This is a genomic window from Actinoplanes sp. NPDC051494, assembly GCF_044454705.1.
GTDB lineage: Bacteria > Actinomycetota > Actinomycetes > Mycobacteriales > Micromonosporaceae > Actinoplanes.
The window spans coordinates 182719-204777 of the sequence record NZ_JBITDZ010000011.1 but is presented as its reverse complement, the minus strand read 5'-3'; the positions used below and the strand labels follow the sequence as shown (position 1 = coordinate 204777).

The window sequence follows — 22059 nt, the reverse complement described above, 5'->3', positions numbered from 1 at the left end:
ACACGGCAGCCGATAGGACCGGTAACCACAGCTCCCCGGGAGACAGAACCCCCAAGGGACCGCCGACCCACGGCGGCCGTCATGCGGCCTGGATCCGCAAGGCGGCCGCCGTGCCGTGCCCATACGTTGGATTCATGGCCAACGTTCGATACACCCGCCAGATCCTCGCCGACGCAGCCGCCGCCTCCACCTCCATGGCCGGCGTCCTGCGCCACCTCGGCCTGCGCCAGACCGGTGGAGCGCATGCGCATCTGCGGCGCAGAATCGACCACCTAGGCATCGACACCACGCACTTCCTCGGGCAAGGACACGCACGCAACGTGCCGCCCCGCAACCGCCGGCGGCCCGAGGAGGTGATGATCCTCCGGCCCCTCGACGCGAAGCGCGAGGTTCCCCGCATCCTGCGCCGAGCATTGACCGAGTCAGGACGGCCATACCTGTGCTCGTCGTGCGGCATCGGTGATACCTGGCACGGGCAACCCTTGACCCTTCAGGTCGACCACATCGACGGGCGCTTCTGGGACTGCCGGGCCGAGAATCTCCGTTTCCTCTGTCCGAACTGCCACAGCCAGACCGCGACCTTCGCCGGCCGCCACCGCGTCGATCCCCTGGCGCCGTTGGTGCAGGTCGATGAGAACGGCGACCCGATCGCATCGCTCGTCACCGAGCCGCTGGCCATCACCGAGCAGGAGAAGGTGGTGAATCAGGTCGCGAACGGCGAGCTGGGAGCCAGTGCGGCGGCCAAGATTCTCGGCTGCAAGACCCCTCGGGTCTACAAAATGCTCGAGCGCCTGCGAGCACACGGCACCTTGGAGACCCCCGCACGCCGAGCACCGATCCCGGAGACGGGACGAACCGCCATCGTGGCTTTCGCACTCGCTCATCCCGAACTGGGCGCCAAACGGATCGCAGCCGCGTTCACCAACCACCCGGACTCCCCCATCGACGTCACGGCCACGATGGTCGGGTACATCCTGGCGAAAGCGGGCCTCGCCAGCCGGAGCGCCCGCCTGGCGGCATCCCGATGACCGCACGCGCCGGCCGAGTCGGGCGTCGCTGAATCGTGATGGTGGGGACGAGCATGATCGCCGTGACGGTCTAGAATTGGGCCAGCGATTTACCCTCGGGGCAAATCGGGCGGAAGTGGCGTAAAGGCAGCCGCGTTAGGTTTAGGTCCTAATGTCCGAAAGGGCGTGCGGGTTCGAGTCCCGCCTTCCGCACCGATGTGGCGTCGCGCACGTGGGGCGACGCCACCCGGGGTTGGCCGGGCACGATGGGGGCATGGCGCTCTCGTTCGTGCTCGATCCGCCGTTGACTCCCTCGTTGCGGGAGCGGATTGTCCAGCTCTGGACCGATGTCACCAATGCCGGCGGGGCGGTGGGGTTCGTCGCCCCGGTCACCGCCGCGGAGGTGCGGCCCACCGCTGAGGCCGCGTTCGCCGGGGTGGAGAGCGGTGTCGATCGCCTGCTCGTCGGGGTGGATGACGGGCAGTTGGTGGCTCTCCTCTTTGTCGTGGACAACCGGTTCGGGCTCAAGGCGCACTGGCGGGTGCTCAAGCGGGTGATGGTGCTGCCCGGGAGCCAGGGCCGGGGCTACGGCGCCGCCCTGTTGCGGGAGGCCGCCTCGGTCGGGCGGGTGCTCGGGCTGGAGGGGCTGCAGGTCACCGTACGAGACGGGCACGGGCTGGACACGTTCTACCGCAAGGCGGGTTACCGCGAGGTCGGCCGGATCCCCGGGGCGCTGCGGGTGGCCCCGGGGGATGACCGTGACGAGCTTTTCATGTGGCTGGATCTGCCGGAGTCCTAGACGGATCTCAGCAGGTGGTGGCGGGGGTTCCCGCCGCGAGCGCGAGGTCGGCGGTCTCCTCCTCGCCGGCCACCGAGGTGACCGCGGCGGTAGCAGCGGGGGATGCGGATGCCGAGGCGGAAGTGCTGGCCGAAGGCGACGCCGACTTCGACGAGGAGGACGAGGACGGCGACGGGGATGCCGATTTCTTCGATGGCGACGGCGATGACGGCGAGGCCTTCGGGGTCGACTTGGCGACGGCCACGGAACCGCCGGCGAACCGTACGGACGTCTGCTGGGCCTGCTGCGGCAGCAGCTTGATGTTCTTCGCGGTGGCCGTGTTGCCGTAGATGTCGGTCATCTTGATCTGGAAGGGCCCGCTGCCGGCGCCCGCGTCGATGATCCAGAAGTTGAAGTCCGCCTGGGTGGCGCTCACGAAGCTGCCGCTCGGGCCCTTGGCCTGCAAACTCTTGATCGGGTTGGCGTGGTTGTCGACCATGACCGCGAACCAGAACGCCGACGTGCCGTCCTTGAACGTGATGCTGAGCGGGCCGGGGGTGGCCGCGTTCGGGACCGCCTTGTAGGTGATCGGGATGATGCCGTCGATCTCGGCGCCGATCTTCTTGTAGGCGGTGCGGCTCAGGTCGAGGTGGCCGGGCGCGCATTCGGGGCACTTGTCGATGACCTTGACGCGGACCTTGCCCTTGGGGCCGGTCACGTCGAGGTAGCTGCCGCAGGAGGCGGCGCCGGAGTACTCGTCGGGGCCCAGGGCGACGAAGAGATCATCGGCGGGCGTCGGGGAGGAGCAGTTGCCCTGTCCGCCGCCGAGGTCGTAGAAGGTGGCTTTGCCGGAGTGCTTCGCGCTGGTGGGCGGCGCCGCGCACGCGCCGCCGCCGTTCTGCAGCAGCAGTGCGGTGCCGAGCGCGCCGGCCAGGACGACGGCGCTGCCGGTGGCGAGCCAGCGCGGTGCGAGCCAGCGGGAACGAGGGGGGCGATGTGCACTCACGTGGAGGCATCTTCCGGGGCTGACGAGGCCCGCGGCAACCTAACTAAGACGGGCTTAAGACAGGCTCCCCCACTCGGATGACATGCGTCTCACCGGGCAACTGATCGGGGATCAAACTGACACCGAACAGCAGACGTCCTTCGACGCGGCGCAGTCTGCCCAGGGTCCGCAGGGGTTCGCGTCCGGCGGCCGCGGTCTCCTGGTCGATGGTCGTCACGACACATCTTCCGCATCCCTCGGCGACGCGGAAGCTCGCCCCGCCGATCCGCAGCCGGCCGCCGACCCATGTGTCCTCCGCCCAGGCTTCCGCGCCGCCGATGACGATGTTGGGCCGGAAACGGGTCATCGGCACCTGCACCCCGAGTGCGTCCAAAGAGGCCTCGTTGGTCAGCAGCACCGGGTAGCCGTCGGCGAAGCTGACCCGGTCGCTCGGCAGGGCGTGGCGCTGGATGGGCCGGGCGGTCGGGTCCGACAGCCAGGCGAGCCGCACCGGCCTGTCCAGGAGGTCGCTGAGGAAGGGCGCGTCGGCCAGCCGGGCGGTCACCGGCGGCTTGGAGCTGAAGACGCGCAGGGTGATCTTCGGCCCGTCGACGGGTTCGGCCACGTCGATGCCGTTGAGCACGATTCCCCCGGGTCGCGGCACGGCGTGCAGCCGGGTCAGCCGGGGGGCCTGGCGCTGGGTGATGCCGACCGCGTCCGGGTCGATCACCATCCACCGCCGGTCCCCGGCGAGACCCCAGGGTTCGGTCACGGCTTCGTCGAGGTCGAGGCGGTGACAACCCTTGACCGGGTACGTGTGCAGCGACGTGATCCGCATCCCCAGAGGTTACGGGCGCGGCCGCTCGATCCGGGTGGGGCCGCCCCGGATCAGCCGATCGTGCGTGCCGTGCCGGGCGGTCACCGCCGCGCGCCGGGCGGTTTCGTTGCCGTCCTCGATCTGCCGGCGCAGGCGTTGCAGGGCGAGCCGGCGGTTGGCGGTGAAGTAGCGCTCCTCGTCGGCGACGACCACGGCACCGGTCGGGCGATGGGTGGCGCGGACCGCGGTGCTGGCCTTGTTGCGGTGCTGCCCGCCGGGTCCGCCGGTGCGGCACGCCACCACGTCGACGTCGCGCTCGTCGAAGACGCCGGGGGCGGCCGCCGGGCTCTGCACCTCGGCGGTGACAAACCAGTTCTTGCGGCCGTGGCTGGGCCGGTACGGACTGGGCGCCTGCCAGCACAGCGTCCCGGTCCAGGAGCGGATGACGTCGTCGGGGGCGGTGACCGCCAGCAGCACCGACAGCATCGTGCCGGGCCGGGGACCGGGCACGCTCTCGACCCGGCGGACGGTGCCGGCCTCGGCTTCCAGCCGCCGGGTCAGCTCGGCGACGGCCCACGCGCATTCGGCCGGGCCGCGGCCCGCGGAGATCAACAGCAGCGTTTCGCTCACGGCCGTCGCCCTCGATCCGGCGTCTTGTACGTGACCAGCGGCACCGTGGCGCAGATGGTGGTGGCCAGGCCGTGGTCGGTCAGGTCACCGATCACCTGCTCGATCCGCTTGTACGCGGTCGGTGCCTCCTCGAACAGCAGTTGCCGGTCACCGCACACGACCAGCGACCCCAGCGGCGTACGGCGGAGTTCGTCCACCGTGTGTTTGGCCTGTCCGCGTTTGAGGGCGTCGGAGCGGGACATCTTGCGGCCGGCACCGTGGGCGACCGAGAAGTTGGCCTCCGCGCCGGCATGGGCGGCGACCAGGTAGGACCGGGTGCCGCGGGTGCCGGCGATCAGCACATCGCGGCCGTCGCCCCGGGCCGCGCCCTTGCGGTGCAGGTAGTGGCCGTCGACCCGCTCGACCAGGTTGTGGCTCTCGTCGACGATCGGTTCACCGATCCGGGTGCCGAGCGCGTCGGCCACCCGCTCGGCGATCATCCGCCGGTTGAGCGACCCCCAGCGCACGGCCGCGTCGTGGGCGGCGAGGTAGGCCTCCGGGTCGGCGGCCGGGCCGGCGCCGTGCCGCTCGGTGTGCGCCCGCAGGATCCGCTCACCCAGGCCCCGCGAGCCGCTGTGGACGATGAGGACCAGGTCGCCGTCGCTGAGGCCGTGACCGGGGGCCGGCTTCTCGATCCGGGCGAGTTCCACGAAATGGTTGCCGCGGCCGACCGTACCGAAACCGTCGAGATGATCGCCCAGTTCGGCCCGGTCGATGGCGTCCCAGGCCGGGTCGCCGGGGTCCGGTTCGGCGTCGAGGTCGGGGAATCGGCGGGCCAGGCGTTCCGGCACGGCTTTGCGCAGGCCGATCGGATAGACCGCGATGCCGCAACCGATGTCGGAGCCCGCCAGGAATGGATAGAGAACGGTCGACAGCATGGCGGCGCCGATCGGCGCGCCTTTACCGGGATGCAGGTCGGGCATACCGGCGACGTGCACCATGCCGTCCAGGGCGGCGACCTGGTGGCACTGGTCGAGGGCGCTGGACTCGATCCAGCTGGAGGCGGAGGCGAACACCTTGACGGAAATTGGCATGACTGTTCCTTGACGGTCCGAAAGAAATTGGTGAATTCGGAGAAGTGCGCGTCAGGAAGTCATGCCCGGAACCATAGGACACCGCACTCCGGCCGCAAACCGATTTACCGGCACCGGCAGGAGCGGGGTGCGGGGATGACCGGTATGACAATGCGGCGGAAGCTGGCCCTCGCCGGACGGGTGAGCACGGCGATGACCGCGCCCCGTACGTACGACGGCCCGGTTCCCACGGGGGGAGCCGGGCCGTCTTATCAGGCGCGGAAGATCCGGCGGCGCTTGCGTTGCCAGAGCAGCAGCGTGATGCCGCCCGCCAGCAACGCGAGGCCCACGCCGAGCGCACCCGTGACGGATGCCCCGGTGATCGGCAGGCTCTCCTCGCCGCCGCCGGTGCCACCGGTCGGGGGTTCGGGCTTGTCCGCCGGGGGCTTGTTCGCCGGCGGCTTCTCGGCCGGGGGCTTGTTCGCCGGGGGCGGTGCGGCGGCCTTGTGCACCATCGCGTCGCCACCCATCCAGGTGAGGTCCGGGTTGAGCGTGGTCTCGTAGTTGACCGGCGTCTGGACCGAGTTCGTCACCGTCACCGGCAGCTTCGGATGGTCCTTCTTGAACGTCGCCGCGCTCACCGGCGCCTTGGGCGCCTGCGCGAAGTCGACACCGCCGAGGACGAGCGGGACCGAGATGGTCTGGCCGGTGCCGTCCTCGACCGTACGGGTGTACTCGAACTCACCCTCGTTGAACGACTTCAGGTACGCGTTGTACGTGTCGAGCTTGTTCCATTCGACGCGGGCCGGCCAGCGGCTCAGGTCGTTGCTGTTGATGATCGGCGTGAACGCGGTGGTCTTCTGCTCCGCGCGCTGCCGGAGCCATTCGGCGGCCACCCGGCTGAGATAGACGCGGCGCAGGTCCGCGTACGCCGGATCGGTGTTCACGACCTTCTCCAGCTCGGGCAGGATGATCCGCTGGTAGGTCTCGACGTTCTCCTTGGCCTGCGCCTCGCTCTGCCGGCAGCGGTATTCCTCCGGCTGGTTCTGCACCACCATGTACGCGGCGTTGACCTTGAGCGGGGCGTCGAGGATGTACAGCTGCTCCCCCTCGTCGCGCACCGACGCCGGTTTCGCGCTGATCCAGATCCGCAGCGGCAGGCACGGCACGAGCTCCGGGGTGTCGAAGTGCAGCGCGTCCCACAGCTCGTCGCCCAGCGGGGTCGCCGGGTCGAGCAGCTTGGCGTGCGAGCGCTTCAGCGTCAGGTCCGCGTCGAGCAGCACCCGGCCGGCGTCCGTCTTCGCGAACCGGTCGTCCATGATCTGGTCCGGGGTGTCCGGGTTGAGGTTCACCCAGAACGCCGACGGTTGCAGCGCGAGCCACGTGAACAGCGAGTCCGACGCGAGCTGGGCCTGTTCGAGGCCACCGAAGCCGGGCTCCACGTCCTCGTCCACGACGTCGTCGGCCTCGAAGCCGTAGCCCAGGCCCTGACCGCCGTCGGTCTCCGCGACGTAGCGCAGCTCCATCGTGCTGAAGTCGATGCCACCGGGGCGGCGCATCCGCTGGTCCGGCTTCCCGGACTGCCGGGCCAGGTCGTCGTCCACCCGGGCCGCCTCACGGGCCTGGTCCAGGGTCTTGCCGGCGCCGCTGAACATGTCGTTGGCCGCGCCCCGGGCCGGGACGGCGGGCTTCGGGTTCATCACCTTGGAGCCCGGTCCGGTGTTCGGGCGCGCCGTGGTGTCCACGGTCGGGGTGCCCTTCATCAGGTGGTAGTCGACACCAGCGGCGTTCAGCCGGCGCAAGGTCGCCGCGGTCGGCTTGTCCCCGAACACGTAGACGACCTTGTAGCCCTGGCTCCGGGCGATCTGCGCGTCCTTCGCCAACTGCGCGGCGTCGATCGTGCGGCCGGACTTGAACTCGTACGCGATCTTCTCCTTGCCGTTGATCGCGTCGTAGCGCCGGGTCTCACCGTTCGTGGTCAGGTCGCCCTGACAGATCCAGTCGTCGCCGCCCAGGCCGATCTCCTCGACCAGAAGCTTCTCGTACGCCTTGCCGCGCGAGTCGTTGCCCTGGTTGGGGACGTAACGCGACAGCCACTTGTCCCACGGGAGCGGCGCGCTCGGCTTCTTGCCGACCGGGTTCTCCTCCCATTTCTTCAGCTCGGCGGCCTTGTTCGCCTGGTACCTGTTCCAGGACGAGTACAGGTGCGGCACCGTGCCGGAGTCCTTGCCCGTCGTGCTGGTGCCGTACTGGGAGAGCTCCCGGGCGGTCGGCTCGGCGCGGCCACGGACGTTCTCACCCGGGTTGTTGTACTGGTAGGGCCGCCCGTTGGCCCCGTCGGTGGCCCGCCCGGTGCCGAGCCCGGGCAGACTCGTCCGCGCCGGTGGCGGCTTGGTGATCGAATACCCCGGCAGGTCCTTGCACTTGGTGCCGATCGGTGCCGCGTATGCCGCGACCGGACCGAATCCGGTCATGGCCGCGAGCACGCCGATGACGACCGCGCCCCGCGCGAATCGATGAGATCCCAAGACGTACGCCCCCCTGGCTACTGTCCGTGCCGCTTGAATCGCGGAGCGGACTCTAGCGAAGGTTTTCGATGTCATGGGGGGTAGATTCCGGATCCGAAAGCCGGTCCAATGCGCATACTCGCAGGTGGAAACGTTTGTGTGCCAAAGACAGGTCGGCACCGTCCCGTTCCGTCCGGGTAGGGTGCCGCCATGGACCCGCTCGACGAATGGCGTGAGGGGATCCAGCCGGTGCTCGCCCGGCTGGAGGCCTTCGAGGTGCCCCAGGGCTTCCCGCTCGACTTCAGCGAGACGTCGCTGACCCGCCTCGAGCGGCTGCTGCTCGACCGCCCGCCGACCCCGAGCCTGGTGGAATCAGCCACCGCCTACGTCGGCGAGACCCTGCTCCGCGCCGGCGGTGGCCACTGGGCCTGGGCGGACGACCAGCCGACGATCCACCCGGACGAGGCACTCGGCCTGCCGCCGATCACCCCGCGCGACCTGGTCGTCCGGGCCGCCGGCCTCGCCGCGACCTGGGCAACCCTCACCACGGCGGTCGCCGAGCACCGGTCGGCCCACCCCGGCTGGTCACCGGCGAAGGAACCGACTCCGGGCATGGGCGACGGCCCGCGCGCCGCCACCCTGCCCTGGCTGACCGACTGGCTGGCCGAGCGCGAAAAATCCTTCCCGGACTGGGCGGCGGCGACAGGCGTGGACGGCTGGGACTTCACGGCCGGCACAGTGGACACCCTGGAGGTCGTGCTCCGCGAACGCCTGGCCACCGAGGAAGCCTTCACCGACCCCCGCCACCACGACTTCCTGCAGGGGGCGGTCTGGTACTACGGCGAGGTGGCGTGCCGGACCCGCCCGGACGCACGATGGCAGTACAACCGCTCGGAACCCGGCTCCCCGGACCGCCGCCTCAACGCGGAACACAACCCCTGGGCCGGCCGGCCGTTCATCGACCAGGACCACCCCGGCGGAAACGCCACGGTCCCGATCTTCGACCTGGAGTCCGCGGTCCTCGACGGCACCCCCGGCTACCTGATCGCCCGCCTGCACACCCTCACCTGAGGCCGTCCCAAGGACGCCTGCCCAAGATCTGGGCCGCAATTTCGGTGGCATCGTCGAGCGGCGGGCCATCACCACCCGAAACCGACCAAACTAGATTCACGACATCTTGGCATGCGACAAGTACGCCAAAGCGATCGAGCGGCACCAACGCCAGCCCGGCGCATGCCCGGGGATCAGGGTCGCCGACCAGCCATGGCCCAGCGGGCGGTGCGGACCGCTCCCGCCCCGGCGAGGGCCGCGGCCAGGCCGGTGATGATGGCGGTGTTCATCTCGGTGGTAATCCAGAGGGCGAACACTGCGGTCACCGCCATGGCGAATGTCGTCAGCAGCAGCTGGGCCGACGGCAGGGTGACGCGGACCCGGGTCGTGCGCAGCAGGAGCAGCGCCGGGACCACGACCGCGAGGACCAGCACGGCCGGCGCCAGGCCGAAAGCCGCACCATAGAGCGCCACGAAGAAGATCAGCGCGGCGGAGCCGATGAGGTCCACGTCGAGGCCGCCCATCTCGGTCCAGCCCTGGGCCACCGCGGTCAGGGTGACGCCCGCGACCGTCGCCCCGGTGAGCCAGCGGCCGGAGGCGGTCGTGGGGGCCGCGAGTCGCCAGGCGATCAGCGCGAACAGGATGAACGGCAGGCCGATCGCCAGGATCCTCGCGGTGGGCGTGGTTTCCGTGGCACCGAACAGCACGGACAGGGTGGCCGTCACCACGCCGCCGGCGGCGCCGACGGCCAGGGCCGCCGCGGTGAGGCGCAGCGCCAGCGGACCCGGGCGGGCGTCCGTCAGGGTCCAGCCGGCCGGCTTCCTGTCGATCGCGAGGTCCATGGTCACTCCTTGGCAGCACCTTGAGCGGTTGCTCAAACCACACTCTACTCGGTTTGAGCAACCGCTCAATAGGGGCTGCTAGGGGACCTGCTTCATGGCGCCGACGAGCGCGCGGTCGAGGATCGCCATGGAGAAGGTGACCGTGCCGGCCTTCATGCCGTCGGAGTCGTCCCGGGTGAGGACCTGACGCTGGCCCAGATAGGTGTAGTCCTTCTTGTCGAAGATCAACTCGTAGCGGACGCCGCCCTCGTCGACCCGGGCCAGGGCTACTCCGTGGCGACCGGCCGCGTCGACGGCGTCGTCGACGACCAGGACGCCGGGGATCTTCGCGGCGGTGCGGTACAGCGCCGGATACAGCGCGGCCGGTGGGTAGCTCTCGCCGAGCAGGTCGCCGACCGTACTGAACGCTTGACTGTCCGGGCCGTTGCCCTGACCCTCGGTGTCCTTGTAGATCTTGGCGAGCAGCACGCCGGGGTCCGTGGGCAGCTCCGCGAGGAAGTCGTACGAAGGCCCGTTCACGCTCGCGCCGACCCCGCTGTCGAGGGTCTCCCCGCCTTCTTTCTGGTCGACTCCGCTCTGGATCAGCCAGCCCCTCGCCCCGTCGAGCGACCGCCACACCTGCCGGTCGGAGGCGGTCGCGACCTGCTTCTCCTCACCGGTGTCGGCGTTGCCCCGGATGAAGGTGTCGGTGCTCTTGCTGCTGATGTAGACCCAGTCGCCGGCGGTGGCCGGCTTGTCCTCGCGGGTGGCGGCCACGAGCACCATCCGGTTCACCAGCTGGGCCACACCGTCCGGCGTGCCGGCGTTCGGGTCGGCCGTCTGAGCCGGCTCGAAGGCGACCGCCGGCGTCGCGTCGTCACCGCGCTGGGTGACCACGATGCCGGCGCCGACGACGGCGACCAGCGCCACCGCCGACAGGGCGAACGCGGGACGCAACAGGAACGGCCGGCGGTACGGCGTACGTGTGTCGTTGTCGATCTGGGTCATCAGGCGCTCCTTGTGGAACTCGTGACGGCCGGGCGGCAGATCCCGCGCGGGCGGTGGGGGCAGAGAGGTCATCGGGTTCCTTCCGCGTGCCGGGCCGTGGTGAGGTGGTCGCCTGTTACCTGTCGAGCGGAGCCGGGGAGTTCCCGGCGGATTTTTTCCCGCGCCCGGGAGAGCCGCGAGCGCACCGTGCCGACCGGGATCCCCAGGGCCTCGGCGGCCGACGCGTAGTCGAGCTCCTCCCAGACACAGAGCGTGAAGACCTCGCGGTCGGCGCGGGGCAGCGCGGCGAGCACGGCCATCGCCGCGGCGAGCCGGCGGGCGTCGTCGATCCGGCTGTCGGTGGCACCGGCATGATCAGGGGCGACCTGGTCGAGGCGGGTGCAGGCGAGCGCGGCAGCCCGGTACCGGCGGTCACCGCGGCGCAGGTTGCGGCTGATGTTGGTGGCGATGCCGAGCAGCCACGGCCGCAGCGAATCGCCGTCCGTGTCGATCCGCCCCCGCAGACGCCAGGCCTCCAGGAACGTCGCCGAGACCACGTCGTCGGCCAGCGCCCAGTCAGCGGTGAGCCGGAACCCGTGGTTGTAGACGACCCGGGCGTACCGGTCGAACAACTGGGCAAAGGCGTCCCGATCGCCGGCCCTCACCAGGGCACGCAGATCTGTCGTCATGTGAAGTACCTGTCCGGCGACCCACACCGAGTTCCGGTGACGTGCGTCACTGGATTCCGGGTCCGATTCCCGCGAGCACCTGTGCCGACCGCCAACACGAAGATCGACTTCACCATACCCCCACCAGGGCGACGTGAACTTTTCAACGATCTTGAACAGATAACGGCTCTCGGTTTGATGTCGCACGATCCGTACGGGTATCCACCTCTCGCCACGTAAAGTGGCAGCCGCTATGGCGGCATATCTTATCTATACGGACGACTCCGGCGACGAATATTTCAGCCTGCACACCGGAATCATGATTCCCATTGATCGGTGGCGCGATCACCTGACGTCGTGGAAAAAGTACCGACGAGCCCTGTACAAAAAGCATGGAGTGCTCGACGACTACGAGATACATACATACAAGTGGGTCATGGGCAAGGGTGACCCCGTGGAAAATCCGATCCGTGACACACAGGGCAAAGACATCAACACCGTGGTGGGCTATCGACGGGAGTGGGCAACGAAGGCCTTGTTGACGATCCTCCGCATGGAAGGTGTCCAGATCTTCACGACCGTGGCCGGCACCGCCAACAAGAGTGATGCGTACGGCCGCTACCTGGAGGAGCTGGACGAGTCTCTCGCCAAGGCAGGAGACTGGGGCATTGTCGTGCTTGACGGCAGCCCCCGAAATCCGGATCCCGCACCGGCGGCGGAACATCGCAGACTCCCCCTGCGCACACGAGCAATCGTCGAAGACGTCTGGGTCCAGGACGCATCGGTCAGCCAGTTCATCCAGATCGCCGATCTGGCCGCACACAGCGCATTTCAGCACCTGGCTCAGAATCCCGCCCGGAAGTTCATGTGGGACTGGTATCCGACCCATCTTCACGACAGGGAGCGAATCTGCGCGTGCCGCTAGATCCGGAACAGGAACAGCCCCGCGTGCCGTAGCACCGGGGCTGTTTCTATCGTTCAGCAAGACCACGTTTGTTCTCCTGACGAGATGTGGTCGAGCATGTACCAAAATAATCGGTCCGAGACGTGGACGCAAGTTGCCGATCATCTGACCACCACGCGGGGCAGGACCTGGCACGCCTTCCCCTGTGCGCGTGCGGTACTAGCGCGGTGAAAGATTTTATGCATAGTCTTCTGGGGTGAATGACGGAGCGGTCAAGCCGGTGGAGCGGGTGCTCGACCTCTTCCAGGGTGCCCGGCTGACTCCGACGCAGCGGCGGATCGCGCACAGCCTCGTGCAGCACGGGCCCTCCGCGGCCTATCTGTCGGCGGCGGAGGTGGCCGCCCTGGCCGGGGTGAGTCAGCCCTCGGTGACCCGGTTCGCGATCGCTCTTGGTTATTCCGGTTATCCCGCGCTGCGGCGGGAGCTGCGGGCCCTGGTCGGGGTGCCGGCCAGCCCGGCGGTGGACGGGGACAACCCGATGCAGCGGGCGCTGCGGGCCGAGACCTGCCATCTGGACCGGGTCGCCGATGAGCTGGGGACTCCGGACGCCGTGGGGCGGGCCGCCGCGCTGCTGGCGGTGACCGAGCCGTTGCCGGTGCTGGGGTTGCGGTCGGCCGCGCCGCTGGCCGCCTATTTCGGGTATTTCGCCGCCAAGGTGCGGCCGGACGTGCGGGTGCTGGATCACGGGGGCACCACGCTGCTCGACCGGCTCGAACAGGCCAGCGCCGCGGGGGCCACCGCGCTTCTCGCCGTCGTTCTGCCCCGCTACCCGCGGGAGACGTTGGATGCTCTACGGGAAGCCCGGGAGCTGGGGCTGAGCGTCGTGGCGCTCACCGACTCGGTGGTCAGCCCGGCCGCCGAGCTCGCCGACGTGGTGCTCGCCGCGCCGGTCGGCACCCAGCTCGTGTTCGACCTGCACACCGCACCGATGGCGCTGGCCATGGTGCTGCTGCAGGCCATCTGCGACGCCGCGCCGGACCAGACGCAGCGCCGGCTGGAGGAGTTCGAGGCGATGGCCGCCCGCCGGCACATCTTTACCGCGTGAAGAAGAAGGAGTTCGTGATGCCTGAGATTCGTGCCGCGCGCGGGACCGCGTACACCGCCAAGGGCTGGCCGCAGGAGGCCGCCAAGCGGATGCTGATGAACAACCTCGACCCCGAGGTGGCCGAACGGCCCGAGGACCTTGTCGTGTACGGCGGCACGGGCAAAGCCGCCCGCGACTGGCCCTCGTTCCACGCGATCGTGCGGGAGCTGGACGAGCTCAAGGACGACGAGACGCTCATGGTGCAGTCGGGGCGGCCGGTGGGCGTACTCCGTACCCATGAATGGGCCCCTCGGGTGTTGATCGCGAACTCGAACCTGGTCGGCGACTGGGCCACCTGGCCGGAGTTCCGCCGCCTGGAGAAGCTCGGCCTGACCATGTACGGGCAGATGACCGCCGGTTCCTGGATCTACATCGGGACGCAGGGGATCCTGCAGGGCACCTACGAGACGTTCGCCGCGGTGGCCGCGAAGCGGTTCGACGGTGACCTGGCCGGCACGATCACGCTGACCGGCGGCTGCGGTGGCATGGGTGGCGCCCAGCCGCTGGCGGTCACGATGAACGGCGGGGTCTGCCTGATCGTCGACGTCGACGGGACCCGGCTGCAGCGCCGGGTCGACCACCGCTACCTGGACGTCATCGCCGGTGACCTGGACGAGGCCGTACGGATGGCCGAGACCGCCAAGCGCGAGCGCAGGGCCCTGTCGATCGGTGTGGTCGGCAACGCCGCCACGGTCTTCCCCGAGCTGCTGTCGCGCGGCGTCGAGATCGACATCGTCACCGACCAGACCAGCGCCCACGACCCGCTGAGCTATGTGCCGGTCGGTGTGGACCCGTCGGAGGCGTCGACCAAGCCCGAGGAGTACACGCTGCGGGCCCGGGAGAGCATGGCCCGGCAGGTGGAGGCGATGGTCGGGTTCATGGACGCCGGGGCCGAGGTGTTCGACTACGGCAACTCGATCCGCGGGGAGGCCCAGCTCGCCGGGTACGAGCGCGCGTTCGCGTTCCCGGGGTTCGTGCCCGCGTACATCCGGCCGCTGTTCGCCGAGGGCAAGGGCCCGTTCCGCTGGGCCGCGCTGTCGGGTGACCCGGCCGACATCCACAAGACCGACCGGGCCATCCTCGACCTGTTCCCGGAGAACGAGCCGCTCGCCCGCTGGATCAAGATGGCCGGGGAACGGGTCGCGTTCCAGGGGCTGCCGGCCCGGATCTGCTGGCTGGGCTACGGCGAGCGGGACAAGGCCGGCATCCGGTTCAACGACATGGTGGCCAGCGGCGAGCTGTCCGCGCCGCTCGCGATCGGCCGGGACCACCTGGACTCGGGTTCGGTCGCGTCGCCGTACCGCGAGACGGAGTCCATGCTGGACGGCTCGGACGCGATCGCCGACTGGCCGCTGCTCAACGCGCTGATCAACACCGCGAGCGGGGCCAGCTGGGTGTCGATCCACCACGGCGGCGGCGTCGGCATCGGCCGGTCGATCCATGCCGGTCAGGTCTGTGTCGCGGACGGCACCGCGCTGGCCCGCCAGAAGATCGAACGGGTCCTCTCCAACGACCCGGCGACCGGCGTGCTGCGCCACGTCGACGCCGGTTACGAGTCGGCCGCCGCGAGCGGCGTGCACATCCCGATGAAGGCCGAGTGATGAAGGCCTTCAAGAAGCTCTGGCAGGAGATCGCGCCGATCGGCCGCGACGACAAGGGCGGCTATCTCCGGTACGCGCTGAGCGAACCGGAGCTCGTGCTGCGCGACTGGTTCCGCAACCAGGCGGCCCGCCGCGACATGTTCGTCACCGAGGACGGCAACGGCAACCTGTTCGCGTGGTGGGGGACGTCGTGGGGACACGACGCGGTGATCACCGGCTCGCACTTCGACTCCGTCCCGCACGGCGGGGGTTATGACGGGCCGCTCGGCATCGTCAGCGCGTTCCTGGCCGTGGACCGGTTGCGGGCGCGTGGCTTCACCCCGGCGAAACCCATCGGGATCGCCGCTTTCGTCGAGGAGGAGGGCGGCCGGTTCGGCGTACCCTGCCTGGGCTCTCGTCTGTTGACCGGGGCGATCACGCCCAAGAAGGCGGCGGCGCTGCGGGACGCCGACGGGGTGACGTTCGGCGAGGCCCTGGGGGTACGCCCGGCCGGCGCGCTGCCCGACCTCGTGGGCCGGATGTCGGCGGTCGTCGAGCTGCACATCGAGCAGGGCCGGGCGCTGGACGCGCTCGGCGCGCCGATCGGGGTGGCCAGCGCGATCTGGCCGCACGGCCGGTGGCGGATGGACTTCACCGGGGCCGGGGACCACGCCGGGACCACGAAGATGGCCGACCGGCACGACCCGATGCTGACGTTCGCGTACACGGTGCTGGCCGCCAACAAGGAGGCCCGGCTGTCCGGCGCGCACGCCACGATCGCCCGGGTGCTGGTCGAGCCGAACGCCACCAACGCGATCCCGTCGCTGGTCCGGGGCTGGCTCGACGCCCGCGCCGAGGACACCGGCACGCTGGACCGGCTGGTCGAGTCGGTGGTCAAGCGGGCGCACGACCGGGCCGAACGCGACGGCACCACCGTGCTGGTCCAGCCGGAGTCCTCCTCACCGGAGGTCGCGTTCGACACCGCGCTCGCCACGAAGCTGTCCGGGATCCTCGGCGACGCACCGATCCTGCCGACCGGCGCCGGTCACGACGCCGGGGTGCTGTCGGCGCACGTACCGACCGCGATGCTGTTCGTCCGCAACCCGACCGGGGTCTCGCACTCCCCCGCCGAGCACGCCCCCGACGACGACTGCGCGGCCGGGGTGCGCGCGCTGGCCGACGTCCTCGAGGCGCTCGCGTGAAGTACTTCGCGGACCACGCCTGGGTCGGCGGTTCGGTCCAGGCCGGCGTGGCCCTTGTCGTCGAGGACGGCCGGTTCACCGCGGTGACACCGGGTGCGGCGCCGGAGGGGACGCGGCTGCGGGGGCTGACGTTGCCGGGGTTCGCCAACGCGCACTCGCACGCGTTCCACCGGGCGCTGCGCGGGCGCACGTTCGACGACCGGGGCAGCTTCTGGACCTGGCGCGAGCGGATGTACGCGGTGGCCGGCTCGCTCGACCCGGACAGCTATTACGCGCTGGCCCGGGCGGTGTACGGGGAGATGGCGCTGGCCGGCATCACATGTGTCGGCGAGTTCCACTACCTGCACCACGGGCCGGACGGCACCGCATACGCCGATCCCAACGCCATGGGCAACGCTCTCGTCGCGGCGGCCCGTGACGCCGGGATCCGGATCACGCTGCTGGACACGCTCTACCTGACGTCCGGTGTGGACGGCAAGCCGCTCGAGGGGGTGCAACGCCGCTTCGGCGACGGCGACTACGACAGCTGGCGATCGCGCGTCTCCTCGTTGGCACCGTCGGCGCACTCACGGATCGGTGCGGCTTTCCATTCCGTACGCGCGGTGCCGGTCGCGGCGCTCGTCAGCCAGCCGCTGCTGCACCTGCACCTCTCCGAGCAGCCCGCCGAGAACGAGGCCTGCCAGGCGGTCCACGGCTGCACCCCCACCGAACTGCTGCATCGGTACGGGGTCCTCGGCCCCGGAACCACGGCGGTGCACGCCACCCACCTCACCGACCATGACGTGTCGCTGCTCGCGTCCTCCGGCACCGGGGTGTGCCTGTGCCCGACCACCGAACGTGACCTCGCCGACGGCATCGGCCCGGCCCGGCAGCTCGCCGACGCCGGGGTCCCGCTCAGCCTCGGCAGCGACAGCCACGCGGTCGTCGACATGTTCGAGGAAGCCCGCGGCACCGAGCTCGACGAACGGCTCGCGACCCGCCGCCGGGGGCACTTCAGCCCGGCCGAGCTGATCGCGGCGGCCACCGCGCACGCCGCGCTCGGCTGGGATGATGCCGGCGAGATCGCCGTGGGCAAGCGGGCCGACCTGGTCACCGTTACCCTCGATTCGGTACGGACAGCCGGCTCCGACCCGGCCGGCGTGGTGTTCTCCGCGACCGCGGCCGACATCACCGACGTGATCGCCGACGGCCGGCCCGTCGTCACCGCCGGCCGGCACACCAGCTTCGACGTCCCCGCCGCCCTGCGATCGGTCCTGTCATGAGCCTTCTTGTCACCGGCATCGGTGAGCTGACCACCCACGACGACGAGCTCGGGACGCTGCGTGACGCCGCGGTCGTCGTGGACGGCGACCGGATCGCGTGGGTCGGGCCGGCCTCGCGGGCACCGGCCGCCGACGAGCGGATCGACGCGGCCGGGCGCGCGGTCATCCCCGGCTTCGTCGACAGCCACGCCCACCTCGTCTTCGCCGGCGACCGGGCCGCGGAGTTCGCCGCGCGGATGGCCGGCGAGCCCTACACCGGCGGCGGCATCCGCACCACGGTCGCCGCGACCCGGGCGGCCACGGACGACCAGCTCCGGGCCGCCGCCGGACGGCTGGTCGGCGAGATGCTGCGGCAGGGCACCACGACCGTCGAGATCAAGAGCGGGTACGGGCTCAGCGTCGACGAGGAGGCCCGATGCCTGCGGATCGCCGCCGAGCTGACCGCCGAGACCACGTTACTCGGCGCACACGTCGTCCCGGCCGAATACCAGGACCGGCCCGACGACTATGTGGCGCTGGTGGCCGGGCCGATGCTCGATGCCGCCGCCCCGTACGCGAAATGGGTCGACGTCTTCTGTGAGCGCGGGGCGTTCGACGGGGACCAGGCCCGCACGATCCTGACGGCCGGCGCGAAAGCCGGACTGGGGCTGCGGATCCACGCCAACCAGCTGACGGCCGGGCCGGGGGTACGACTCGCCGTCGAGCTCGGTGCCGCCAGCGCCGACCACTGCACGCACCTCAGCGACGCCGATGTGGACGCCCTCGCGGGTTCGGACACGGTGGCCACGCTGCTGCCCGGCGCCGAGTTCTCGACCCGGTCGCCGTACCCGGACGCCCGCCGGCTCCTGGACGCGGGCGCGGTCGTCGCACTCGCCACCGACTGCAACCCCGGATCCTCGTACACGTCGTCGATGCCGTTCTGCGTCGCACTGGCCGTACGGGAGATGGGTCTGTCCCCCGCCGAGGCCCTGTGGGCAGCGACCGCGGGCGGCGCCCGGGCCCTGCGCCGCGACGACCTCGGGGTGGTGCGGCCCGGCGCACGGGCCGACCTGGTCCTGCTCGACGCGCCGTCCTTCCTGCACCTGGCCTACCGGCCCGGAGTTCCCCTGATCAGCGCAGTTCTGCACGACGGAGTGCCGACATGAACGTCATCGTCCAATCCACCGGGATCACCCCCGCCGACGTCCTCGCGGTCGCCCGCCGCGACGCGAGAGTCGAGATCGCCGACGCCGCCATCGCGGCCATGACCCGCAGCCGCGACATCGTCGACGGCATCGAAGCCTCAGGCCGTCCCGTGTACGGCGTGTCCACCGGATTCGGCGCGCTCGCCAACACGTCCATCGCCCCGGAACGCCGCGCCGAGCTGCAGCACGCGCTGATCCGCTCGCACGCCGCCGGCATCGGTGCGCCCATGCCCCGCGAGGTCGTCCGCGCGATGATGCTGCTGCGGGTCCGGTCGCTGGCCCTCGGCCTGTCCGGGGTCCGCCCCGTGCTCGCGCAGGGCCTCGTCGACCTGCTCAACCACGACATCACGCCCTGGGTGCCCGAACACGGCTCGCTCGGTGCCTCCGGTGACCTGGCGCCGCTCGCCCACTGCGCGCTGGCCCTGCTCGGCGAAGGCTGGGTGCTCGGCAAGGACGGCTCCCGCATCGACGCGGCCCAGGCCCTGCAGGCCGCCGGCCTCACCCCGCTCGACCTGGCCGCCAAGGAAGGGCTGGCCCTCATCAACGGTACGGACGGCATGCTCGGGATGCTGCTGCTCGCCATCGACGACGCGGCCCACCTGTTCACCATGGCCGACGTGACCGCCGCCCTGGCCATCGAGGCCATGCTCGGCTCGGAACGACCGTTCTTCCCGGAACTGCACGCCATCCGGCCGCACCCCGGTCAGCAGGCGTCCGCGGCGAACATCCTCAAACTGCTGCAGAACTCCGCCATCATGGACTCGCACCGTGACGACCTCGCCCACGCGGTGCAGGACGCGTACTCGATGCGCTGCGCGCCGCAGGTCGCCGGTGCGGCCCGCGACACCCTCGCGTTCGTCGAAACGGTCAGCGGCCGCGAACTGCGGTCGGTCGTCGACAACCCCGTGGTGCTCACCGACGGCCGGGTCGAATCGACCGGCAACTTCCACGGCGCGCCCCTGGGCTTCGCCGCGGACTACCTGGCCATCGCCGCCGCCGAGGTCGGCGCGATCGCGGAACGACGGGTCGACCGCCTCCTCGACGTGACCCGCAACCGCACCCTCCCGCCGTTCCTCTCCCCCGACGCCGGCGTCAACTCGGGCCTCATGATCGCCCAGTACACCGCCGCCGGGATCGTCGCGGAGAACCGTCGCCTCGCCGCCCCGGCCTCGGTCGACTCGCTGCCGACCAGCGGCATGCAGGAGGACCACGTCTCCATGGGCTGGGCCGCGGCGAAGAAACTCCGGACCGTCCTCGACAACCTGACCAGCCTGCTGGCGGTGGAACTGCTGTCCGGGGTACGCGGTCTGCAGTTGCGGGCCCCGCTGACGCCCTCCCCGGCCGGGCGGGCCGCGGTCGACGCCCTGGTCGGCTTCGCCGGCGAACCGGGCCCGGACCTGTTCCTCGCCCCGGTCCTCGAACAGACCCGCGCCGTCATCGCCGGCCGGACCCTGCGCACCACCATCGAGGAAGCGGTCGGGCCCCTGGCTTAGGACGTGTCCTAGCGGAAGTTCGCGGTGCGGACCACGACAACCCGTTCCTCGTTCGTCTCCTCCGTCGTGAACGCCCGGGCCAGATAGATCCACTCATCATCGACGGCAACAGCATCGGCGTGCCCGGCGACGGTCGTCAACGACCCGCCGGGCGCGACCCGGAGCACCTCGGTGTCCGTGTCCCGCTGATCCCTCGACCACGTCAGCATCTCCCGCTGGGCCGCACTCGCCTCACCGGTCCAGTCGAACGCCCCGCTCAGATAACCCCACTCGTAGGAATCACTGACCACATAGAGAGCGCCGTCCCGATCGGTGACGAAGCCGCCGTTCTCCCGCACGTGCACGGCCGCGTCGACGGCCCGGCCCCGATCCAGGAAAGGCTCCTCGGGATAGCCGTCCTCGCCACCACCGGCGATCTTTCGGGTGGCGCCGTCCGGCTGCACGAGGATGACACTCTCGCGGCTGGTGCCGGCAAACACGCTGCCGTCCGGGGAAACCGCCAGCGGAAGGTTCAACCCACCGTCCACAGTGATGTCGGTGGCCTTCGTGCCGTTGGTGAAGCCGCTGCGAGTGCCCGGCCCGGAACCGACCGTCGCCCCGGTCAGCTCCCGCCCCAGCACAGTCTTGTCCCCGGCCCGCACCACCTGATGGCGAACCGGCTCGGGACGGTCCTCGGCGTAATACATCCGCGACCCGGTATCGACCGCGACGCCATGCACATCCACGCCGTTCTTGACTTTCTGTACGGCGGACCCGTCAGCCCCGATCTGCCACACCCCGCCGTCCCCGTTCCACAACGAGACGTACACGGAACCATCCGGCCCGGCGGCGGCCTGACTGATGTAATCCGGCTCGACATCCTTGACGACGACGTGCGTCAGCTGCCCGCCCCGGACGGTCCACATCGCGAGGCGAAGATGATCCTCGGTGAGCACGTTCAGAGCCCCGTCGGCACCCATGACCATACTGACCAGGCGCCCCCGGACAGCGGCCTCCTTCGCCGGCCCGGCCACCTGCTCCCCGCCCCCGGCCACGATCTCGACAACCTGAGGCTCCCCGTCAAGATTGTCAAAAATCGAACAGCCACCGGTAGCGACGACAGCCAGCACCAACCCGGCAGAACCGATCCCCCGAAGTCTCACGCCCGGATCGTAGATGTCCGAGCCCTTCCCCCGAAGCCCCGTTCATCCCAGATCTTCGGTCCCCGGGGAGCTGTTCAGCCCAGCGCTCCCACCCCCGGACGCGCCGATCACCCCAGCACCCCGCCCGCCGGCACCCAATCGCATCCAGCCCAGCCCGCTCACCACCCGGCCGATCCGCCCGGCCCCGCTCACCACCCGGCCCCGCTCATCGCCCGGCTGGCCCCGCTCATCGCCCGGCCGATCCGCCCAGCCCGCTCACCACCCGGCCGATCTGCCCGGCCCCGCTCATCGCCCGGCCGGCCCGCTCATCGCCCAGGCCGGCCGCACCCAGGCCGGCCGCGCCCAGGACGGTCCCGCTCCCCGCTTGGGCCGGTTCCGCCGGGTCCGCCCAGAATCCCGCGCGTTCCTCGGCCAGGCTGGTCCCGCACAGACTGATCTCCCCCCGGAGTTCCGCCCCCGGGTCCAGGCCGGCGTTTCGCCGGAACTCCCGTCCGGGGTTTCACCCGAAGTCCGCCCGGGCCTCGGCCAGGCTGATCCCGCCCAGGATTTCGCCCGGAGTCCGCCTAGGCCTCGGCCAGGGTGGTCACACCGGGGGTCCCGCACGGCTGATCCCGCCCGGGTTTCGTCCGGAGTTCGCCGGGGCCGCGCACAGACTGGCCCTGCCCATAGCCCCGCACGGGCTGGCCCCGCACGGGCTGGCCCCGCACGGGCTTCGGCCTGGTCCTGGGATCCAAGTCGCCGAGGCAGATGGTGTGGCCGTGGGCCCGCTTGGTCGCGGCCCGGCCCGGCCGTGGGCGTGCTTTGCCGGCGGTTCCGCTATCGCTGCCGGGAGACCGCTTTCGCACG

The 22059-nt window shown here is 70.6% G+C and carries 19 protein-coding genes and 1 tRNA gene; 11 read left to right on the top strand and 9 right to left on the bottom strand.

Annotated features, from left to right (window positions below; translation table 11 throughout):
- The first annotated feature begins 134 nt into the window (after positions 1 to 134).
- From ACIA6A_RS32095 to ACIA6A_RS32085, 3 genes are all read left to right on the top strand, one after another.
- A complete protein-coding gene (locus tag ACIA6A_RS32095) occupies positions 135 to 1028 on the top strand; it encodes an HNH endonuclease signature motif containing protein (RefSeq protein WP_396101708.1) in 894 nt (297 codons plus the stop codon).
- Between the two features lie 109 nt (positions 1029 to 1137).
- Positions 1138 to 1220 (top strand) — tRNA-Leu (locus ACIA6A_RS32090).
- A gap of 61 nt (positions 1221 to 1281) precedes the next feature.
- The gene (locus tag ACIA6A_RS32085; protein ID WP_396101707.1) at positions 1282 to 1806 is read left to right on the top strand and encodes a GNAT family N-acetyltransferase; all 525 of its coding nucleotides are present in this window, start codon (positions 1282 to 1284) and stop codon (positions 1804 to 1806) included.
- Between the two features lie 7 nt (positions 1807 to 1813).
- Here the strand turns inward: ACIA6A_RS32085 and ACIA6A_RS32080 are convergent, their stop codons facing one another.
- The 5 genes from ACIA6A_RS32080 to ACIA6A_RS32060 form a co-directional block, all read right to left on the bottom strand.
- A complete protein-coding gene (locus ACIA6A_RS32080) occupies positions 1814 to 2791 on the bottom strand; it encodes an expansin EXLX1 family cellulose-binding protein (protein WP_396101706.1) in 978 nt (325 codons plus the stop codon).
- Between the two features lie 43 nt (positions 2792 to 2834).
- Positions 2835 to 3608 carry an MOSC domain-containing protein gene (locus ACIA6A_RS32075; protein WP_396101705.1) on the bottom strand — a complete coding sequence of 258 codons (774 nt, stop codon included), beginning with the start codon at positions 3606 to 3608 and terminating at the stop codon, positions 2835 to 2837.
- 9 nt (positions 3609 to 3617) lie between these two features.
- Positions 3618 to 4217 carry a peptide chain release factor-like protein gene (locus tag ACIA6A_RS32070; RefSeq protein ID WP_396101704.1) on the bottom strand — a complete coding sequence of 200 codons (600 nt, stop codon included), beginning with the start codon at positions 4215 to 4217 and terminating at the stop codon, positions 3618 to 3620.
- On the bottom strand, positions 4214 to 5290 hold the full coding sequence (locus ACIA6A_RS32065) for an RNA ligase RtcB family protein (RefSeq protein WP_396101703.1): 1077 nt from the start codon (positions 5288 to 5290) through the stop codon (positions 4214 to 4216). Before ACIA6A_RS32065 ends, ACIA6A_RS32070 begins: the two co-directional genes overlap by 4 nt.
- Before the next feature lie 251 nt (positions 5291 to 5541).
- The gene (locus ACIA6A_RS32060; protein WP_396101702.1) at positions 5542 to 7797 is read right to left on the bottom strand and encodes an LPXTG cell wall anchor domain-containing protein; all 2256 of its coding nucleotides are present in this window, start codon (positions 7795 to 7797) and stop codon (positions 5542 to 5544) included.
- 189 nt (positions 7798 to 7986) lie between these two features.
- Here ACIA6A_RS32060 and ACIA6A_RS32055 point away from each other — a divergent pair, with 189 nt between their 5' ends.
- Positions 7987 to 8847: a hypothetical protein gene (locus tag ACIA6A_RS32055; protein WP_396101701.1), complete on the top strand. Its 861-nt coding sequence runs from the start codon at positions 7987 to 7989 to the stop codon at positions 8845 to 8847.
- A gap of 173 nt (positions 8848 to 9020) precedes the next feature.
- On the opposite strand, the gene ACIA6A_RS32050 is transcribed toward ACIA6A_RS32055, so the two are convergent.
- The 3 genes from ACIA6A_RS32050 to ACIA6A_RS32040 form a co-directional block, all read right to left on the bottom strand.
- Positions 9021 to 9668, bottom strand: a complete 648-nt coding sequence (locus tag ACIA6A_RS32050) for a hypothetical protein (protein WP_396101700.1) — start codon at positions 9666 to 9668, stop codon at positions 9021 to 9023.
- Positions 9669 to 9746: 78 nt separating this feature from the next.
- Positions 9747 to 10727 (bottom strand): CU044_5270 family protein, encoded by a 981-nt coding sequence (locus ACIA6A_RS32045; protein ID WP_396101699.1) that lies wholly within the window; start codon positions 10725 to 10727, stop codon positions 9747 to 9749.
- Positions 10724 to 11323, bottom strand: coding sequence for an RNA polymerase sigma factor (locus tag ACIA6A_RS32040; protein WP_396101698.1), 600 nt, complete (start codon positions 11321 to 11323; stop codon positions 10724 to 10726). Before ACIA6A_RS32040 ends, ACIA6A_RS32045 begins: the two co-directional genes overlap by 4 nt.
- 232 nt (positions 11324 to 11555) lie before the next feature.
- Here ACIA6A_RS32040 and ACIA6A_RS32035 point away from each other — a divergent pair, with 232 nt between their 5' ends.
- The 7 genes from ACIA6A_RS32035 (at position 11556) to hutH (ending at position 20071) form a co-directional block, all read left to right on the top strand.
- Complete coding sequence (locus ACIA6A_RS32035) at positions 11556 to 12227, top strand: DUF3800 domain-containing protein (RefSeq protein WP_396101697.1); 672 nt, start codon at positions 11556 to 11558, stop codon at positions 12225 to 12227.
- Positions 12228 to 12462: 235 nt separating this feature from the next.
- The gene (locus ACIA6A_RS32030) at positions 12463 to 13311 is read left to right on the top strand and encodes a MurR/RpiR family transcriptional regulator (protein ID WP_396101696.1); all 849 of its coding nucleotides are present in this window, start codon (positions 12463 to 12465) and stop codon (positions 13309 to 13311) included.
- Between the two features lie 17 nt (positions 13312 to 13328).
- On the top strand, positions 13329 to 14951 hold the full coding sequence (locus ACIA6A_RS32025) for a urocanate hydratase (RefSeq protein WP_396101695.1): 1623 nt from the start codon (positions 13329 to 13331) through the stop codon (positions 14949 to 14951).
- On the top strand, positions 14951 to 16132 hold the full coding sequence (locus ACIA6A_RS32020; protein ID WP_396101694.1) for an allantoate amidohydrolase: 1182 nt from the start codon (positions 14951 to 14953) through the stop codon (positions 16130 to 16132). Before ACIA6A_RS32025 ends, ACIA6A_RS32020 begins: the two co-directional genes overlap by 1 nt.
- Positions 16129 to 17394, top strand: coding sequence for a formimidoylglutamate deiminase (locus tag ACIA6A_RS32015; protein WP_396101693.1), 1266 nt, complete (start codon positions 16129 to 16131; stop codon positions 17392 to 17394). Before ACIA6A_RS32020 ends, ACIA6A_RS32015 begins: the two co-directional genes overlap by 4 nt.
- Positions 17391 to 18539: an imidazolonepropionase gene (gene hutI, locus ACIA6A_RS32010; RefSeq protein ID WP_396101692.1), complete on the top strand. Its 1149-nt coding sequence runs from the start codon at positions 17391 to 17393 to the stop codon at positions 18537 to 18539. The genes ACIA6A_RS32015 and hutI overlap by 4 nt, the downstream gene beginning before the upstream one ends.
- Positions 18536 to 20071 carry a histidine ammonia-lyase gene (gene hutH, locus ACIA6A_RS32005; RefSeq protein WP_396101691.1) on the top strand — a complete coding sequence of 512 codons (1536 nt, stop codon included), beginning with the start codon at positions 18536 to 18538 and terminating at the stop codon, positions 20069 to 20071. Before hutI ends, hutH begins: the two co-directional genes overlap by 4 nt.
- An 8-nt stretch (positions 20072 to 20079) precedes the next feature.
- Here hutH and ACIA6A_RS32000 read toward each other — a convergent pair whose 3' ends face one another.
- On the bottom strand, positions 20080 to 21213 hold the full coding sequence (locus tag ACIA6A_RS32000; protein WP_396101690.1) for a hypothetical protein: 1134 nt from the start codon (positions 21211 to 21213) through the stop codon (positions 20080 to 20082).
- Positions 21214 to 22059 lie beyond the last annotated feature (846 nt).

Coding starts and splice junctions, on each gene's coding strand:
- hutH (WP_396101691.1), top strand. CDS start 18,536: ATGAACGTCATCGTCCAATCCACCGGGATCACCCCCGCCGACGTCCTC.
- ACIA6A_RS32050 (WP_396101700.1), bottom strand. CDS start 9,668: ATGGACCTCGCGATCGACAGGAAGCCGGCCGGCTGGACCCTGACGGAC.
- ACIA6A_RS32020 (WP_396101694.1), top strand. CDS start 14,951: ATGAAGGCCTTCAAGAAGCTCTGGCAGGAGATCGCGCCGATCGGCCGC.
- ACIA6A_RS32065 (WP_396101703.1), bottom strand. CDS start 5,290: ATGCCAATTTCCGTCAAGGTGTTCGCCTCCGCCTCCAGCTGGATCGAG.
- ACIA6A_RS32055 (WP_396101701.1), top strand. CDS start 7,987: ATGGACCCGCTCGACGAATGGCGTGAGGGGATCCAGCCGGTGCTCGCC.
- ACIA6A_RS32045 (WP_396101699.1), bottom strand. CDS start 10,727: ATGACCTCTCTGCCCCCACCGCCCGCGCGGGATCTGCCGCCCGGCCGT.
- ACIA6A_RS32075 (WP_396101705.1), bottom strand. CDS start 3,608: ATGCGGATCACGTCGCTGCACACGTACCCGGTCAAGGGTTGTCACCGC.
- ACIA6A_RS32085 (WP_396101707.1), top strand. CDS start 1,282: ATGGCGCTCTCGTTCGTGCTCGATCCGCCGTTGACTCCCTCGTTGCGG.
- ACIA6A_RS32040 (WP_396101698.1), bottom strand. CDS start 11,323: ATGACGACAGATCTGCGTGCCCTGGTGAGGGCCGGCGATCGGGACGCC.
- hutI (WP_396101692.1), top strand. CDS start 17,391: ATGAGCCTTCTTGTCACCGGCATCGGTGAGCTGACCACCCACGACGAC.
- ACIA6A_RS32025 (WP_396101695.1), top strand. CDS start 13,329: ATGCCTGAGATTCGTGCCGCGCGCGGGACCGCGTACACCGCCAAGGGC.
- ACIA6A_RS32035 (WP_396101697.1), top strand. CDS start 11,556: ATGGCGGCATATCTTATCTATACGGACGACTCCGGCGACGAATATTTC.
- ACIA6A_RS32095 (WP_396101708.1), top strand. CDS start 135: ATGGCCAACGTTCGATACACCCGCCAGATCCTCGCCGACGCAGCCGCC.